Genomic DNA, 19,195 nt, shown 5'->3' with positions numbered 1-19,195 from the left:
TGACAATTATGAAATATAAAATGTTAATTCCGGTGGTGGCAATGGCAGCACTATTTGCTACCTCCTGTGACGATCAGATGATGGAGTGGGAAGAGAGAGATCCTTCCTCTGAAATCACTGTAGCCGAAATTCCTCTTAAAATGGAGGAGAAAATAGCCCGTTACGAAGCACTAAACACTTACACCGATTTTAAACTCGGTGTGGGTGTGGGTGTAGGACTTTATATGGAGCAAGGCAATGTGGATAGTGTGGTTCATCAAAATTTTGACGAAGTGGTTGCCGGTTATATCATGAAACACGGCCCCATGGTGAACAGCGATGGCTCTATTGACTTTACTACTGCTGATGCTTTTGTGGAAAAGGCAAAAGGTGCTGGGCTGAGCGTATTTGGGCATACTCTTGTGTGGCATCAGAATCAGGATGCAAGTTATCTCAATGGGCTCATTGCTCCTGAAGTTATACCGGAACCAGCCGGTAGCAATCTGTTGGATGTTTCAGGTTTGGAAGATGGTAGTTTTACCGGTTGGGCTCGTAATAACCAGGGTGATGGTATTACAGTTGAAGGAGGTGCAGGAATGGGTGCCGGAACCGATGCAATGAAACTGATTGCTTCTTCCAGTTCAGCGAATTACTGGGACTTGCAGATTGTTAGTCCTGAGGTTCCCGTAATTGCAGGGCATGAATATCAGGTGACTTTTTTCATCAAGAGTGACCAACCCGGTAAAGGACGTATCTCTATGCCGGGTGCTGCTAATGAATATCCCTGGATTGACTGGATGGGAACCGGGTCGGGAACTGAGGCCTTTGAAACGACTTCTGCCTGGCAACAAGTTCAGTATACTATTAGTGAGTTTGCTGAAGGTTCTACCGGGTTTTCTTTGTCATTTGACTTAGGAGCTCTTCCGGGTGTTACTTATTATATCGATGTGAATACTTTGAATGTTGTAGACCTCGATGCTGAACCCACTGTTGTAAATTTGATTTCTAATGGAGATTTCGAAAGTGGAACATTGGATCCCTGGAACGGTTGGGGAAATAGTTCTACCAGAGTAGTTTCTGCCGAAGGTGAAGGGTATGGAGGTACCGGTTATTCAATGGTGCTGACCAATCCTACTGCTGCTGATTCTTATAGCGCACAGCAGGTTTATACATTTGATCAGCCGCTGGAGCAAGGGGTCAATTACAGTGTCTCTTTTATGATTAAATCATCAGTTGCTACCACAATCCAGGTGCAATTACAAAACCCCGATTATGGTGGTGACTATTATGGAGGAATTCAGGTTGGAACTTCCTGGACTCCGGTAGATTTCACTGTTACACCTTCTACGGCCGACAAAAATAAATTTGTTTTTGATTTCGGTGCCACAGCGGCTACATTCCATATTGATAATGTAGTTCTTGGAAAAGCGCCTGAAGCTACAGCTGGAGCTCCTTCTCTGAAAGTAGCCAAAGCACCTACTTACATTGAGAAAACCGATGAGGAAAAGGCCCAGCTCATTGGAGCAGCTATGGAAGATTGGATCTCCCAGATGGTGGAGCATTACAAAAATGACATTACTGCCTGGGATGTGGTGAATGAGCCTATGAACAATGATGGGACACTGCGTGATGGAGATGTGGCTGAGCCTGCCAGCGATGAGTTCTACTGGCAAAAATATCTGGGTCAGGATTTTGCAGTTACTGCTTTCAATCTTGCCCGTCAGTACGGCAACCCAGACGATATTCTTTTCATCAATGATTATGGTTTGGAAGGTAGTATTGCAAAATGTGAAGGTCTTATAGACTATGTGGAATACATCGAGAGTCAGGGTGCTACAGTTGATGGTATCGGAACGCAAATGCATGTTTCAATCAATACCAGCAAAGAGAATATCACCCAAATGTTTGAGCTGTTGGCAGCCACCGGAAAACTAATTAAGGTTTCCGAACTGGATGTTCAGGTACTTACCGATGCTTCCTCTGCAGAGCAGTTTGAGCAACAGGCCGAGATGTACCAGTTTATTGCCGATCAATATCGGGAAATTATTCCCGTAGCCCAGCAATATGGAATCACTGTTTGGGGAATCAGCGATGCCCCCGCGGAGCATGAAAATTGGTTGCCCGATGATGCCCCCTGTTTGTGGGATGCTGACTACGAGCGCAAGGTTGCTTACAAAACATTTGCCGATGGTCTTGCCGGAAGGGATGTGAGTGAGGATTTTACCGGTGAACTTCAGGAATAAAGTTTTCTGATGGTTCTTTAGTTCCTTTTTAAATGAAGGCCTGTCGGAGTTTTTTCGGCAGGCCTTTTTTATGAATTTCTTTGTTGAAGATGAAGGGTTCATAAATCTCCATGATAAAATAATAGCTTGAGTTTATTTTATTTATTTAACTGAAAGGCTTTCTGAAGAAGTGTATTGAATAGAAATTTCCACCATTTTTTTTGTAAAAATTTACTCTTTTTAATAAAAGTACGCCTATAAGATAGAATTTTCCTCCTTCTGAACTGCACATCCCGCTAACTTCGTGTAATTATTGTGTGCGATTTGACCAATGACCAATGAATGGTGATTAGTTGATTGTTTTTTTCGATTTACAGGAGTTAAAACATGGAGAGTCAGGGGTGATTTCCTGGTTCCGCGATTTTTATGTCCATTTGGGATTTTCAGAATGCTAGCTAAAAACGAGTAAGGAATAAAAACGAGCATTACTCTTTGATTTAATAAACTTCTTAAAAGTCAATCTAATGAAAGAGGCAGTGAGTTCCATTCAACAGGCCGGTAATCATACGCTCAGGTTTTATATGGTTGATCCCGGCTTGGTATTGCAAAAAATAGTGATCGATACCGGTGGATTAAAACCATCTTACCTGGGGTCGGAGGAAAGTACTTTTGTTTATCATTAATATGGCTATGATTCAAAGAGTAGAATGCATGTGATATTTCCGGGAAAAGAGATATGTTAGAAGTCTCCCTTCTTTGACCACGGATGATAATGTATCTTTGTTATTTTCGGAAATATCACTTGTTTTTGCAATGTTTTTTGATTTGGCAGAGGGTTTTCTTCAGCCTGACATTGCTGGTTTTTGGAACAACTAATTTGAAAGTTTAATGTTATGCAAAAAAAGAGCGTTTTTGTTTTAGTTTTTATGGTCCTGCTGGGTTCAACAACTCTATGGAGCCAAAAAACTAAAATTCCTTATCTGAGTTCCGAAGGGGGGACAACTCAGCTTATGGTGAATGAAAAACCCTGGCTGATGCTGGGAGGTGAACTGGGCAATTCCAGCGCATCAGATTTAAAATTCATGTCAGAGATATGGCCTGATTTACAGGCTATGCAGCTAAATACGGTACTGGCCCCTGTTTATTGGGAGTTGGTAGAACCGGCTGAAGGTGATTTCGATTTTTCGTCGGTTGATAAACTAATCGACCAAGCAAGAGAGTATAATACTAAACTCGTTTTGCTATGGTTTGGCAGTTGGAAAAACAGCATGTCCTGTTACGCTCCTTTGTGGGTGAAAAAGGATTGGAACCGCTTTCCACGTAGTATTACCAAAGAGGGAAAACCATTGGAAATCCTGACTCCTTTTTCTGGTGAGAATCTTGATGCCGACAAGAAAGCTTTTGTAAAATTTATGGAATTCCTGAAAGAAAAGGATGAGCAGCACCACACTGTAATAATGGTTCAGGTGGAAAACGAGATAGGGATGATTCCACAGGCCAGAGATTATCACCCTGAAGCCAACCGGGCCTTTGAAGAGGAGGTGCCCGCTTCTGTAATCAATCTTCTCCAGGATGAAAACGTAACTTTGCAGCCCCATTTAAAAGAGATGTGGGAAAGCAACGGCAAGAAAGGAAAAGGAAACTGGGAGGATGTTTTTGGTAAGGGCCTTTATACCGACGAGTTGTTTATGGCCTGGCATTTTGCCCGATATGCCGGAGAAATCACAGAAGCAGGAAAAGAGGTATATCCCTTGCCTATGTATGTTAATGCGGCCCTTAATTCAAGGGGAAGAAAACCCGGGGCGTATCCTTCTGCCGGTCCCTTGGCTCACTTAATTGATATTTGGAAACTCGCAGCCCCTGCCATCGATGTTTATGCCTTGGATATTTATGATCCGGGATTCAACCATTGGTGCAATTTGTACCATCTTCCCAATAATCCTTTGTTTATACCGGAAATCAGGAACGAACCGGGTAATCACGCTCGTGTTTTTTATGCTTTTGGCGAACACGATGCCATGGGATTCAGTCCTTTTTCCATCGAAGATACTTCCAATCCATCAGAGGCTCCTTTGACAAAAAGTTATGAAGTTCTCCATCAGTTGATTCCATTGTTGGGTGAAAAACGAGGGAAAGAGACTACCGGAGTATGGTTTCATCACGATCGTCGTGACACTTCGTTTGTGATGGGGAATTACCAATTCCATTTCAAGCATGATTATACCCTGGGTTGGAATCCTGCTGCCAAAGATGGAACTCAATGGCCCGAAACAGGAGGTCTGATTATTTCTATGGGCAATGATGAATTCATCGTGGCCGGGACAGGTATTGTGGTGACTTTTGAAAGTCTGAATGAGCAATCAGAAGCCGGCATTGGTCAGATTGAGCAGATAGAAAGAGTTGGTGACCAATGGGTGAATCGGTTCCGGATGAATGGGGATCAAAGTCATCAGGGAAGGCATCTTCGAATTCCTGTGGATAATTTTGACATACAGAAGATAAAATTATATGAATACAAATAGCTTATTAAAAAATGGGACTGAATCATGATAAGATTTCTTATTAAAATTTTCAGATCCGGGCAAGCCTTTTATTTGTTTTTCCTTGTGGCCGGATTTTCTTTTTTTTCATCGTGTAAGACCGAAAAGGAACCTTATCTGAATACAGATTTGTCATTTGAAGAGCGAGCTGCCGATTTGGTATCTCGAATGACATTAAAAGAAAAAATCTCTCAGATGAAGTTCAATGCGGATGCAGTAGAACGATTAGGTGTGCCCGAATACAACTGGTGGAATGAGAGTCTGCACGGCGTTGGTCGGGCAGGTCTTGCCACAGTTTTTCCGCAAGCCATTGGTATGGCTGCCATGTGGGACGATGAAGAGATGTTTAGAATTGCAACGGCCGTTTCTGATGAGGCTAGAGCTAAACATCACGATTTTTTGCTAAGAGGAAAAAGAGGAATTTATCAGGGTCTGACATTTTGGACACCTAATATAAATATTTTCCGTGATCCGCGATGGGGCCGGGGCATGGAAACTTATGGAGAAGATCCTTACTCGTCGGGTGAACTGGCCGTTGACTTTATACACGGACTTCAGGGAGATGATGAAAAATATCTTAAGCTGGTAGCAACGGCTAAGCACTTTATGATTCATAGTGGCCCGGAGTCTAATCGTCACCAATTTGACGTCTCTGTTTCTGCTCGTGATTCACTAATGACTTATACACCACAATTTAAGAAGGCAGTACAGGAAGCCGGGGTTTATTCCGTAATGTGCGCTTACAACCGTGTGAACGGTCAGCCCTGTTGTGGAAGCAAGCCTGTGGCTGATTTGTTGCGTGATGAGTGGGGCTTTGATGGTTACATAGTTTCAGATTGTTGGGCTCTTCAGGATTTCTATATGGAAGGTTTTCATGAAGTGGTTCCGACCGTTGAGGAAGCTGCTGCTATGGCAGCAAATGCCGGAACAGACCTGAATTGTGGTGAGTCTTATCCGGCCCTTGTTGATGCTGTTGGACAGGGACTGGTATCAGAGGAACAGATTGATGTACTGGTTACCCGATTGATGCTTGCTCGTATGAAACTGGGAATGTTTGATCCTGATGAGCTGGTACCTTATTCGAACATTCCTTTTTCAGTGGTTGATTGCGAGGACCATCAGCAACTGGCACTCGAATCAGCACAAAAATCAATGGTATTGCTTAAAAATGAGCAGAAAACACTTCCTCTCGATAAAAATGTTAAGAGCATCGCTGTAATCGGACCTAATGCCAACCGGGAAGATGTGTTGCTGGCCAACTATAATGGCTATCCTTCAGGTTCGATTACCCCATTTGAGGGAATAAAAGCAAAACTTCCTGACTCTCAGGTCGGATATGCTCAGGGATGTCCTTGGGTAAAAGAGTTTCCTTTTCTAATCCCTATCCCTACAGATTTTCTCTACTCTGATGAGAGTTTGTCTCAGAATGGACTGAAAGCTGACTATTTTGGAAATTATAAATTGGAAGGGAAGCCATTACACTCTCAGGTGGATCAATTAATTGACTTTTCCTGGAGAACTACACCTCCTTTTGAGGATATGGAATACGATAACTTTTCGGTTCGGTGGTCCGGCGTTCTGGTGCCTCCTGTTACAGGTGAATACGCTTTAGGAGCTGAGGGGTTTTCTGGCTATAGTGTTTTTCTTGATGGTGATTCTGTGGCCCATTTGCCACCGGATGTTCACCATCCGCGAACACATTATAAAAAGTTTTTCCTGCAGGCTGGTGAAAAGTATAACGTACGGGTGGAGTTCACTCAAAATAATACCGAGTATCCTATGATGAAGTTTCTTTGGGATGCTCCGGCACCAAACATGAAAAAGGAGGCTTTGGAGCTTGCATCGGCCTCAGATATTGTGATCATGTGTATGGGGTTAAGTCCCTCATTAGAAGGTGAGGAAATGCCAGTGAAAGTTCCGGGGTTTTTGGGTGGTGACAGAACCCTTATTCAGTTGCCTGCTGTGCAGACCGACCTGATAAAAGAAATAATGGAATTGGGTAAACCCACTGTTTTGGTATTGCTTAACGGAAGTGCTTTGGCCATAAACTGGGAAGCCGAAAATGTTCCTGCTATATTGGAGGCATGGTACCCTGGGCAGGCCGGAGGAAAAGCTATTGCTGATGTTCTTTTTGGAGACTATAATCCTGCAGGAAGGCTTCCGGTTACATTTTATAAATCGGTAGATCAACTTCCTCCCTTTGAAAATTATAATATGGACGGACGAACTTATCGCTATTTTAAAGGGGAATCTCTTTTTCCTTTTGGTCACGGACTCAGTTATACAACTTTTAATTATTCCAATTTAAAGGTGTTCTCCAATGAGGAAGATGGAGAAGAAATGAAAGTTGAAGTGGAAGTAACCAATAATGGAGAAATGGGAGGAGAAGAGGTTGCTCAATTATATATTTCCCATCCCGGATATGACAATGATGCCATTAGAAGTCTTCAGGGATTTGAACGGTTTTATCTGGAGCCCGGAGAGGCCAAAACAATTTCTTTTTCTGTTACCCCTGAGCAAATGGCGGTTTACCACCCTGAAAATGGACTTCTTATTCCCAAAGGGAAGATGAAAATAAGTGTGGGGGGTGGACAACCTGTTAAATCTGAATTTATCCATAATCAGGTTTTAGAGACTGTTCTAATGAGAAAGGATAGTCGTTTTATTGACTGAATTACAGGAGATTAATATTTTTTAATTAGTGCGTTGTAAAAAGAATAAATATGCGAGGAAAATTTCTATTATTGGTTTTGTTGGTTGTGTCGCTACCGGGTTTGATTAGTGCGGAATCAGGTGAAAAACTGTGGTTGCGATATGTACCAGTTTCTGAGACTGTACTTGACGATTATTCTACTTTGGATAATATCTATGCTGAAGGAGAGAGCCCTGTGATTAACGTGGCAAAAGAGGAACTCCTTAGAGCTCTGGAAGGGATGACCGGAATGGACGTTGAGATTAATAAAAAGCTTTCCGGAAGTTCAGTTTATTTGGGCGTCGGTTTGCATGAAAAGTTGGAGTTGCCGGGTATTGAAGAACACCTGAATACGTGTGGTGATGAGGGTTTTGTGATAAGAGAGATCGGTGGAGAGAAAGGATTGCGGATTGTAATAACCGCCAACACCGATGCCGGCGTTCTTTACGGAACATTTGCCTTCATTCGAAAGTTACAGAATGAAGAGGAGATTCAGGGACTTGATATTGTGGAGGCTCCGAAATATCAGCATCGTTTGCTCAATCACTGGGACAATTTAGATGGAACTGTGGAGCGGGGTTATGCCGGACACTCTATCTGGTGGAATCGTGAAAGGAGTTTTGACGACCTGAAAGAGGATTATGTAGTTTATGCACGTGCCAATGCATCTGTGGGTATCAATGGAACGGTGTTGAATAATGTAAATGCCAATCCGGATGTGCTGACGGATGAGTACATTGAGAAATTTGCTCGCTTTGCTGAAGTTCTCAGGCCTTACAACATTAAAGTTTATATGTCGGTGAACTTTTCTTCACCTGCAATTATTGGAAACCTGGAAGATTCAGACCCGTTGAAGGATGAGGTGCGCGAATGGTGGAAAAATAAAGTAAAGGAAATTTATGATGAGATTCCAGATTTTGGAGGGTTTCTGGTAAAAGCCAATTCCGAAGGTCAACCTGGGCCTCAGGATTATGGTCGTACGCATGCTGATGGAGCCAATATGCTGGCAGAGGCTTTGGAACCCTATAATGGAATCGTAATGTGGAGAGCTTTTGTATATGCTCCTTCAGGTGACGACCGGGCAAAACAGGCGTATAAAGAGTTTGTTCCTCTGGATGGCGAATTCCATGAAAATGTAATTGTTCAGGTGAAAAACGGCCCAGTCGATTTTCAGCCTCGTGAGCCATTCAGCCCTGTTTTTGGGGCTATGGAGCACACGCCGTTGATGATCGAGTTTCAGATAACTCAGGAATATCTTGGTTTTTCCAATCATCTGGCTTATCTGCCCACCATGCAAAAGGAGACTTTTGAGAGTGATACCTATGTCAATGGGGCGGGATCAACGGTTGCTAAAGCCACGGATGGCTCCTTGTTTGACCAGAAACATACCGCCATTGCCGGTGTCGCGAATATTGGCAGAGACACGAATTGGACAGGTCATCATTTTGCCCAGGCCAATTGGTTTGCTTTTGGCCGATTGGCATGGGATCACACGTTACGTGCTGACGAAATTGGGCGCGAGTGGCTGGGAATGACATTCTCAAATGACTCCGCTTTTGTAAAGCCTACATTGAATATAATGATGCGTTCGCGTGAAGCTGTTGTAAATTATATGACTCCGCTTGGTCTTCATCACTTAATGGGATGGAGCCACCACCACGGCCCCGAGCCCTGGACCGAAATAGAAGATGCGCGACCCGACTGGCTTCCAAAATATTATCACAAGGCATCGAAGGATGGTATTGGCTTCGATCGTAGTACTTCCGGGAGTGATGCCGTTTCGCAATATGAGGAGCCACTTGCTTCGATGTACAATAATCCTCAAACTTGTCCTGAAAACCTGATTCTGTGGTTCCACCATTTGCCGTGGAACTATACTATGAGTTCCGGCCTTTCATTATGGGATGAGCTTTGTTATCATTATTATGACGGAGTTGAAGAGGTACGATTGATGCAGAAAAAATGGGACCGGTTGGATGGATTTATTGATGCAGAACGATTTGAGCATGTTCAGCATAAATTAAAGATTCAATCGCGTGAAGCTGAATGGTGGCGGGATGCATGTCTCCTCTATTTCCAGACCTTCTCTGAAATGTCCATTCCTCCGGAACTTGAACGTCCGGTTCATGACCTTGAGGAATTGAAAAAGATAAAATTTGATATGACACACCACAATTAGGCCGGGTAAACACCCGGGTCGCACAAATAAAAAACACTTCCGTTATGTTAAAACTCAGAATTTTTATTCTGCTGCCATTTTTTATTCTGGTGGCCTCATGCAGTTCTCCTGAAGATGTGACAAAAGGCGCCTTCTTTCATTGGTTCGAATACGAAGGAAACGACGAGTATTATAATGAAAATCAGCCTGGAGAGAACGAATTTTTCAACCCTGTTCTGAGTGGTTTTTATCCCGATCCGTCAATTTGTAAGAAGGAGGGTGATTATTATCTGGTTAACTCCACATTTTCCTTCTTCCCGGGTGTTCCGGTTTTTCACAGTAACGACCTGGTTAACTGGAAACAGATTGGGCATGTGCTTGACAGACCGTCGCAGCTGAATATTACCAATCAGGAGATTTCGGAAGGTGTTTTTGCTCCTGCAATCAGCTATAATCCGCACAATGATACTTTTTATATGGTAACGACTTTTGTGGGGGGAGACGGGAATTTTTTGGTTAAAGCCAAAGATCCTGCCGGCCCTTGGAGCGATCCTGTTTTAATTCCGGAGGTTCCCGGTATCGACCCATCCTTGTTTTTTGATGATGACGGGCGTGCCTGGGTTGTGAATAACGGAGACCCACGGGGAGAATCTATTTATCCAGGACACAAAGCTATTTGGATTCAGGAATACGATGTGGATAAGGATGAAATGACCGGACCCCGTAAAATGATTGTTGATGGAGGCCATGATATTTCCCAAAAACCCATTTGGATCGAAGGACCTCATATCTACAAAGTCAATGGATTTTATTATCTCATGGCTGCTGAAGGCGGAACTGCTGAAGCTCATTCCGAAGTTGTATTTCGTAGTCGAAATGTCACCGGACCGTATGAATCTTATGAGGGAAACCCCATTCTTACTCAACGAAATTTGGATTCTGACCGCCCAAATCCTGTTACATCTACCGGACATGCCGACTTAATCAAGTTTGAAGACGGCAGCTGGTGGGCAGTATTTCTGGGTGTCAGACCCTATTTGGATAATCATTTTAACACAGGGCGTGAGACATTTCTTTTGCCGGTGAGTTGGAAAGATGGGTGGCCGGTTATTCTGGAGTCAGGAAAGGAGGTTCCGTTGACGGTTAAGTCGTCTCACCAACTGAATTCTGGTGTGGAAAATGAATTTTTTCCGAATGGGAACTTTACCGTTCGGGATGATTTTGAGAGTGACTCACTTGAGCTTTATTGGAATTTTATTCGTACTCCCAAGGATGACTGGTATGAAATTACCGGGGGTGATTTGCGAATAGATTTTCGACCGGTAACTTTCAGGGAAGCCAAGAATCCTGCATTTATTGGACGAAGGCAGCAGCATCAAAATTTTTCGGCTTCTGCAGAGATTTCTCTTGTTGCCGGAGATTTAAATGATCGTGCCGGTTTGGTTTGTTTCAGAACCGAAACCAATAATTATTTTCTTGGGGTTGCTTATGAACAAGGAGAACTGGTTGCATTTGTTGAAAAGACCATTATCAGACAGGGGACACCTGAAAAGAAGCGACTGGCGATGAAAAAAACAGGGCTTGGTGCAGATGATTCAATCCTGCTAAGAATTGACGGGCGAGGGGAGTTCCTGGATTTCCTGATTTCTGAGGATAAAGAGGAATGGGAGAGTCTGGCTGACGGACAGGATGCCACTTATCTGAGCACTGCCACTGCTGGTGGCTTCGTGGGGACTTATATTGGCATGTATGCTGAAGGTTTAGATTAACAGCGGAATAAATTGCTTCCCCGATTTGTTGGGACAGGCTGTTCTACCCGTTATGACTCATATTTTATAGTAGGAGGGGTTGATTTCCGGCCAAAACGGAAATCAACCCCTCTTTTCTTTGAATATTGTTAAACGATTGTTGTTGCAAATCCCGACTATTCCGGGAAAGAAATCTATCTTGCAGGCGTCAGTTTGGTTATTTCCCGGGTGGGGGACAGAGCATGTTTCGAAACTTTCTCTACCAGAATTGTGTTCTGCAGTGAAAAGTTTTCGTTTTGCTTTATTTGATTAGATGATGAACCTACACTAACTGCATAATCTCCAGCTTCTGCAGTCCATGCACCTGCTTCCGCGTCGAAAAAGGTGAGGTCACGTGCTGATATTTCAAAAGTAAGTTTTTCGCTTTCTCCTGGCTGCAAGAGGTTTGTTTTACCAAAATTTATGAGTGCCAATGATGGTTTTACCAGCTTTCCTTCTGGAGCAGTCAAATACACCTGAACAATCTCCCTTCCTGCAATAGCTCCAGTATTAGCGATTTCGACGGACAATGTTAGTTTATCGGTGAATTCACGGGAGGAGATCTTTAAATTATTGTAGGAAAAACCTGTATAGGAAAGTCCATAACCGAATTCATAAGATACAGTCTTTTCAAAGGTTTTGTAATAGCGGTAACCGACAAAGATGTCATCTTCATAAGACACTTCCCAGGGAGTTCTTTTCATCATAGAAAATCCGGATAGGTCAGGAGCTTCTTCCGTAGTTCCTTCGATGGGCTGTCCGGGGAAAGTTGAGGATGACGGACTGTCTTCATAAGCAACCGGAAAGGAAACAGCCAGCTTTCCTGATGGATTGACTTTTCCGGAGAGAATATCAACCACAGCGTTTCCTGCTTCCTGCCCGGGTTGCCAGGCGAGTAAAACGGCATCCGGGATGTGCTTCCAACTGGCCGTCTCAACCGGCCCTCCGATGTTAAGAATTACAATAGCTTTTTTTTCTTTGGACTGATATGCCTCAGAGACATTTTTTATGAGTTTTTTTTCTGTTTCTGTCAGATAAAAATCTCCTGCAACAGCTTCCCGGTCCCCTGCTTCACCTGAGTTTCGACCGATGGTAATAAGTGCAATATCGGTCTTCTCAGCCATATCGGATGCCATTTCAGGAGATACCTCTAACTCATCAACCGTTTCTCTACCTCCCATTAACGCAGTTAACCAGTTCCTGGGAGCCCCGGCTTTGGCTCTCATGGCTTCAATGTGAGCATTGTAGCGTTTTTCTAATTCGTCGTTGGCCTGGAAATTTCCATTCTCAAGGCCTTCAATAAGGGAAATGGTGTATGCTTCATTCACATCGCCGCTTCCGGTTCCACCCGAGATGAATTCATAAGATGAATTGCCAAATGCAGCAACCTTTTTGGTCAGGTCGCTTGAAACAGGCAAAGCCTCGTTTCGGTTTTCCAATAGTACCATCCCTTCAGCCGCAACCTGGCGGGCTATTTGTGCGTGTGCTTTTAAATCGGGATTGAGTGAGTAATTGTATCCCCTGTATTTAGGAGTCTTCATCATTACTGAAAGAATTCGTTTTATGTTTTCATCAAGGACTTCTTCATCCAACCTGCCTTCTTTTACCTCCTGAATGATTTTTTCTATTTGATTGGGCTGCCCGGGCATTATCAGGTCATTTCCTGCCTTCATCTGTGCTGCAAGGTCATCGCCTGCCCCCCAGTCAGTAACCACGTAACCTTCAAAACCCCAGTCGTCGCGAAGTATTTTGGTTAGCAGATCGTGACTTTCTGATGCATACTCTTCATTAATCTTGTTGTAGGCCGACATCACAGTCCACGGTTGTGATTCTCTGACGGCAATTTCAAATCCGCGCAGATAAATTTCTCTGAGGGCCCGCTCACTAATGATGGTGTTGACGGAAAGCCTGTTGGTCTCCTGATTGTTTGCGGCAAAATGTTTTATGGATGTGCCCACTCCGTTTGATTGTACGCCATTGACAATGGCTGCGGCCATTTTCCCGCTTATGAGCGGATCTTCCGAGTAATATTCAAAATTTCGTCCACAAAGGGGATCTCGTTGGATATTGAGAGCCGGTGCCAGAAGGATGTCGCCTCCGTATTCCAAAACCTCTTTCCCCATAGCGCTGCCAACTTCTTCTACCAGTTCGGTATCCCAGGAAGAGGCCAGCAATGTGGCAATTGGAAAAGCAGTGCAATAAAAAGTGTCATCCGTTCCTTTGCGTTTTGGCGAAATTCGCAGACCTGCAGGCCCGTCAGCCAGCACCTGAGAGGTGATACCCATTTCCGGAAATTCAGCGGTAAAACCAGCAGCTCCCGGTAAGACCTCACGTATTTTTTTCACCATTTGCGCATAGGTGGTATCTGAATAGGCTTTTAAGGGATCTTCGAATGGAGCCTCAACTCCGTCGGGCAACTCAAATACCATTCCGGTGCCTATAACTAACCGGGCCTTTTGCTCAAGGGTCATGGAATCAACAATTTCTTCTGTTTTTTTCATTCTGTCTTGTGTTTCCTTGTTTATTCGGGTTGGAGTACATTGTACAGTAAGTAACAAACATACAAAGGAAATCATAATTTTTGTAGAATTTTTCATTTGTGTATAGTTCAGTTAATTGAAAAGAGGTACTGAAAATTGACAATCATGGATATTTGGTTTTTGTCTTGTTGGATGGGTGTATGTCAAAGATAAAAAAAAGGCTGTCGCATCCACAGCCTTTTTTTTAATTAGTACCTGCAAGAAAACTAAGGATTTTCCAGTCTTTGATAAGAAAACGTCAAACACAAGGCTTTCGAAGTATTTAAAACCAAGGAGTTTACAAATAGTAGATGACTGTTTTAAAAACCAGCGTAGCGCAGTAGTTGGCGTTTTCTTGCAAAGACTAATTATGTTTATTTACCAGGGAGCATTTTGTTCCATTTCTGGGTTGTTGTCCAGTTCATTTTCGGGAATTGGATAATACTCAAATTTGGAAGTGTAATTTTGATAGCCCGTAACTTGTTTTTCCTTAATTGTTTCTTCTAAAATGCCCCATCTTCTGAGGTCATAAAAATGAAGCCCTTCTCTGGCAAATTCCAGATTACGCTGATGTTTGATCTCAATCATCATTTCTTCCTGGTTATAGCCGGTCATTTCAGTCAGTTTGTCCGTCAAATTTGCCCTTTGGCGAATGCGATGTACCAGAGGTGCTGCATCTCCGGGCTGTCCTTCCATTGTATAAGCTTCTGCCAGCATTAAAAGAACATCGGCATATCGCATCCCGTATTCGTTTAGTTCCGATTTCCAGTCACCTTCGTTTTCGTTCCACCAGTTTTGATTTTTGCGCAACCATATTTCTTCCGGCCCCCAGGTGGAACTAAATTCTCTTTGATAATAGATACTTCCGGGGTGATCCCACGCCAGAGTTGCCAGGGCTCTTGGGTCGAAATTCCCTGAGGCTGGGGGTTCTTCCAGAAAAGCATCCAATAAAACGCGGGTGGGGTACAATTCAAACCATCCGCCAACTTCTCCGGGAGCACACTCCTGGGCAATAAATGTAGCCCGGGTCTTGCTGGCAGGATTGCCGGTCCAGATGTCAGGACCACCAAGCAGGCTGTATTGAAGTTCAAAAACACTTTCTATTCCATTTTCATGCTGACCATCAAACAGCTCGGCATATTCTTCCTGAAGGCCATAACCATACTGATTTTCATTGTCAACAATTGCTTTAAGCTCGATGAGTGCCTTGTCATATTCATGACGGTAGAGGTATGCCCGTCCTAAAAATGCCATGGCCGCACCTTTGGTAGCCCGGCCTGTTTGATCGTCGGGATACCCTTCGGGAAGGTGTAATTTGGCATCTGTGAAGTCTGAAATACACTGTTGCCAAACATCTTCAAGAGATGACTTGGGAGCATAATATTCCTCTGAAGTTGCAGCCACTGTGGTAAAAATGGGCACCGCTCCAAAATCAATGGCCAGGAAGAAGTAATTTAACCCGCGTAGGAATTTGGCTTCTGCAATTAGTTGATTTTTTACATTTTCATCAATATCCATAATCAGACCATTTTGAATAACCTGATTGGCTCTGAAAATCCCGATGTAGTAACCTTTGTACAGGTCGGAGGAGCTTCCGTTGCTGAAGGTATTGAGATAGGCCGATATTTCATATCTGCTTCTGACATCATTTCGGATGGTGAAATTTTCTGTTCGCCCTGCTTTAAGTTCCCAGTTTACTGTTCCATAGTGCCCGGTATAATCTTCGACCAGCGCACTGTAAATGGTGGCAACCCCTGAATTCAGGTCATTTTCCGTTTTCCAGAAATTATCATTCGTCACCTTGTTGGGGTTTTCCAAATCCAGGAAAGATTCGGAACAGCCTGAGAGCGCGATGACAGCAAAGACTGTTAGAATATATTTGAGTTTCATAATTGATATTTTTAAATGATCCATAATTCTGATTTTCTTCTCATTCATGTTGTGGAGATCCAAACAGGCTTTTTTAGAAAGTCAATTGAAGCCCTGCATGGAATGAACGGTTTAATGGATATTGTCTGAAATCAATTCCTCTGTTGGAAATAGAACTGTTTCCTATGTCCGGGTTGAATCCTGTGTAATCTGTTACAGTGAAAAGGTTATCAACACCAATGTACACACGACATTTTTCCATCGATAGCTGACTTAACAAAGGAGAAGGGAGTGAATATCCCACCTGAAGCGTCCTGAACCGGAAATAAGACCCATCTTCAAGGAACCGGTCACTGTTATCCACCCCGTTTCCATTAGGGTCGGAGATGTCCAGTCTGGGAATATCCGATTGGGGATTAAAAGTGTACGAATCAAGCAATTTGGTTGAGTAGTTCGAGGTGAAACGTCCCGATTCGGTATAGGTGCTGATGCCATTAAATATTTTATTGCCTGATGTTCCCTGAAAGAACATTGATAGGTCAAAATTACGCCAGGAACCTTCTAACCTGATACCATATTCCAAATCGGGGAAAGGACTTCCGCAAAATACGCGGTCGTTACCATCTATCTGGCCATCATCATTGGCATCAATAAACCTGATATCGCCTACCTGGGCATTGGGCTGGATAGGAGCTCCATCCTTGCGGTGAGCTTCCAATTCACTTTCCGATCTAAACAAACCATCTGTTTTGATAAGGAAGAAAGAGTACATCGGATGTCCAACTTTTGTGTAGGTGACTGAAGGCCCGTTGTGTGTGGCACTTCCACCTGCCAGTACCTGAGAACCAGTGCTCAGTTCCTCTACCTCATTTTTGGCATGTGCCAAAGTCCCTGAAATGGAATATTTGAAGTCATTATTGACATTTCCATTGTAGTTGAGCATTACTTCGTATCCCCTGTTCGATACTTTTCCGGCATTGTTGTATGGATCCTGGTCGGCACCAACAGACAATGGAATGGGAACCCGAAGCAGAAGGTCGGTTGTGACTTTTTTATAGGTATCAAAATTTACATTTAGTTTTCCTCTGTACAGTGATAAATCAAGTCCTATATTAGAGGTGGTGGTGGTTTCCCATTTCAGGTTTTCCGGCACATACTCAGTCTGAATATTCCCTACCCACAGGGAGTTGGGTTGTCCTACACCATAACTAATTGCTGAGGTAATCAGGCCCATGTACTGATAGTCTCCGATTTCCTGGTTGCCAAGTTTTCCATAGCTTCCTCTGAGTTTTAATTGAGAAACCACCTGGGTCCAATCCTCAAAAAATGCTTCGTTGGCAATATTCCACGCAGCCGATATGGACGGAAAATTACCCCATTGGTTCGCGTCACTGAACCTTGACGAACCATCACGTCTGAATGTTCCTGTAAAAATGTATCTGTTATCAAATGAGTAGATCAAACGTCCCAGATAGGAGATCATGGTATTCTCATTTTCATATCCATTTGCTGATGGCTCATCGGTTCCGGAGTCCATTACCCATTTCCCATCGGGCATTCCCTTCTTGGAGGCTGAGAACTGGTGGTAATGATAATCGTAGGAGGTTTGTCCAATTACTGCATTGAAAGAGTGGGCCCCGAAATCGCGGTTGAAAGACAGAGTGTTTTCAATTTGCCAGTATTTATCCATGGCGCTTCTTTCGTAAATGTAATTGTTTTCATTTCTGAAAAATGAGCCCACTTCATATCGCTGTTCTTTGGAGATGTTTTTTGCTTCGGTAGCAGTCAGACCGGTACTGAACTTATATTTCATCCCTTTAAATAAATCAACTTCGGTAAACAGGTTGATTAATGCTTTATAGTAGCTGTCCTGGTTTTCTTTAAGGTTAAGGGCGGCTACAGGGTTGAAAATGTCCAGAACAGAGCCATAGGCGCCGCCATAGCCCCCAATTGCCTCGTCGTTTTTTATTGAGAAAGCCGGTACCATTAAAGCTGCAGAGCCAATTACATTGCCTCCCTGACCGGCAACTCCGGGCTGATTATCCACCGTTTCAGTAGAGAGCAACACGGTTTCTCCAATTCTAAAGCGCCCCTTTTTGAAGTCGGTTTTGATTCTAAGCGTTCCCCTGTTGTATCCGGTTTCTTTAATGACTCCGTCCTGATTGAGATATCCCAATGAAACACTGTAGTTCATGTGCTGACTTCCACCGGTGGCATTCAAAAACAGGTTCTGCACGGGGGCGGTCCTGAATATCTCATCCTGCCAGTCGATCCCTTCGCCGGGTTCTTCCGGGTTTACACCTATCGAGGGAAGGTCTATATCTGCTGCGCTGGTTGCTGCGTCGGCAATTCTAATCCACTCCTCGGTGTTGGTTAAATCAAGTGTGTTGGCCACTTTTTGAATGCCATAATCTACATTCAGATTAATTTTCACAGGTCCTTCTTTGCCTGCTTTGGTACTTATCAATATCACCCCATTAGCCGCACGGGAGCCGTAAATTGCAGCTGCCGATGCATCTTTTAGTATTTGAATAGATTCGATGTCGTGTGGACTGATGTTGTTCATTGACGAAACGGGAATGTCATCAACCAGAATCAGAGGATTGTTGTTGTTCAGAGAGCCGGCTCCTCTTATTTGGAATCTCATCCCTGCTCCGGGAGCACCTCCAGCCGATTCAATACTTACACCTGCGATTTTTCCCTGCAGGGCAGTTCCTAAATTGTTATTTGTTTGTTCATCCAGTTGGTCCGATTTCAATGTTCCTACAGCTCCTGTTAAATCACTTTTCTTTACAGTTCCGTAGCCGATTACCACGACTTCATCAAGACCCATCAATTCTTCCTGAAATTGTATGTCAATGGTTGTTCTTCCGGCGACTGCTACTTCCTGGCTTTTCATTCCCACAAAGGAGAAAACCAATGTGGCATCTTCCGGCACCTGCGGTAAGGTATAATTTCCTTCCATATCCGTTATGGTTCCCGTTGTTGAGCCTTTTATGACAATGGAGGCTCCTGGAACCGGGTCTCCCGATGGATCCACAACTCTTCCTGAAATGATTTTTCCATTTTGTTGAAGAAAGAGTGTTGAACGGTTATTACTGATGCTCCCTTCAGCATTGGTGATTTTTGGAATCAGAATTACAAACTCATCTTCGATGACAAATTCAGTGTCGGTATCATCAAATACCATCATTAAGACTTCATTAATGTTGGCATCCTTTACGTTTATGGATACTTTTCTATCCATGTCAATGAATTGGGAGCTGTAGGCAAACCGGTAAAAAGTTTGTTGCTCGATCTCTTCCAGCACAGTACCTATTCTTTCCTGATTGGCGTTTACGGATAGTTTACTGTCCTGACTAAAGACTACTGATGCCGACAGTTGAAAACCGAAAAACATCAGCATTGCGATTGATAGTTTCATAACTT

The 19,195-nt window shown here is 43.5% G+C and carries 9 protein-coding genes; 6 read left to right on the top strand and 3 right to left on the bottom strand.

Features of this window, described 5'->3' with window-relative positions; all coding sequences use genetic code 11:
• Positions 1 to 8 precede the first annotated feature (8 nt).
• The 6 genes from QZZ43_RS06715 to QZZ43_RS06690 all read left to right on the top strand — a co-directional run bounded on the left by QZZ43_RS06715 (position 9) and on the right by QZZ43_RS06690 (position 11,360).
• Entirely contained in the window at positions 9 to 2,222 is a 2,214-nt protein-coding gene (locus tag QZZ43_RS06715) for an endo-1,4-beta-xylanase (protein ID WP_291857296.1), read from the top strand.
• Between the two features lie 503 nt (positions 2,223 to 2,725).
• Positions 2,726 to 2,884 carry a hypothetical protein gene (locus QZZ43_RS06710; protein WP_291857294.1) on the top strand — a complete coding sequence of 53 codons (159 nt, stop codon included), beginning with the start codon at positions 2,726 to 2,728 and terminating at the stop codon, positions 2,882 to 2,884.
• A gap of 210 nt (positions 2,885 to 3,094) precedes the next feature.
• The gene (locus QZZ43_RS06705) at positions 3,095 to 4,723 is read left to right on the top strand and encodes a DUF5597 domain-containing protein (protein WP_291857293.1); all 1,629 of its coding nucleotides are present in this window, start codon (positions 3,095 to 3,097) and stop codon (positions 4,721 to 4,723) included.
• Between the two features lie 24 nt (positions 4,724 to 4,747).
• Positions 4,748 to 7,414, top strand: a complete 2,667-nt coding sequence (locus QZZ43_RS06700; RefSeq protein ID WP_291857291.1) for a glycoside hydrolase family 3 C-terminal domain-containing protein — start codon at positions 4,748 to 4,750, stop codon at positions 7,412 to 7,414.
• 50 nt (positions 7,415 to 7,464) lie between these two features.
• Positions 7,465 to 9,612 carry an alpha-glucuronidase family glycosyl hydrolase gene (locus QZZ43_RS06695; protein WP_291857289.1) on the top strand — a complete coding sequence of 716 codons (2,148 nt, stop codon included), beginning with the start codon at positions 7,465 to 7,467 and terminating at the stop codon, positions 9,610 to 9,612.
• Positions 9,613 to 9,656: 44 nt separating this feature from the next.
• Complete coding sequence (locus tag QZZ43_RS06690) at positions 9,657 to 11,360, top strand: glycoside hydrolase family 43 protein (RefSeq protein WP_291857287.1); 1,704 nt, start codon at positions 9,657 to 9,659, stop codon at positions 11,358 to 11,360.
• Between the two features lie 173 nt (positions 11,361 to 11,533).
• Here the strand turns inward: QZZ43_RS06690 and QZZ43_RS06685 are convergent, their stop codons facing one another.
• From QZZ43_RS06685 to QZZ43_RS06675, 3 genes are all read right to left on the bottom strand, one after another.
• On the bottom strand, positions 11,534 to 13,879 hold the full coding sequence (locus QZZ43_RS06685) for a glycoside hydrolase family 3 N-terminal domain-containing protein (protein WP_291857286.1): 2,346 nt from the start codon (positions 13,877 to 13,879) through the stop codon (positions 11,534 to 11,536).
• A 396-nt stretch (positions 13,880 to 14,275) separates the two neighbouring features.
• Positions 14,276 to 15,787, bottom strand: coding sequence for a RagB/SusD family nutrient uptake outer membrane protein (locus QZZ43_RS06680; RefSeq protein ID WP_291857285.1), 1,512 nt, complete (start codon positions 15,785 to 15,787; stop codon positions 14,276 to 14,278).
• 73 nt (positions 15,788 to 15,860) lie between these two features.
• On the bottom strand, positions 15,861 to 19,190 hold the full coding sequence (locus QZZ43_RS06675; RefSeq protein WP_291857282.1) for a TonB-dependent receptor: 3,330 nt from the start codon (positions 19,188 to 19,190) through the stop codon (positions 15,861 to 15,863).
• Between the last annotated feature and the right edge of the window lie 5 nt (positions 19,191 to 19,195).

The sequence above is a fragment of the Marinilabilia sp. genome (genome assembly GCF_016278715.1).
Lineage (GTDB): Bacteria > Bacteroidota > Bacteroidia > Bacteroidales > Marinilabiliaceae > Marinilabilia.
The sequence above is the reverse complement of the archived record's forward strand: the minus strand, read 5'-3'. Positions and strand labels throughout refer to the sequence as shown.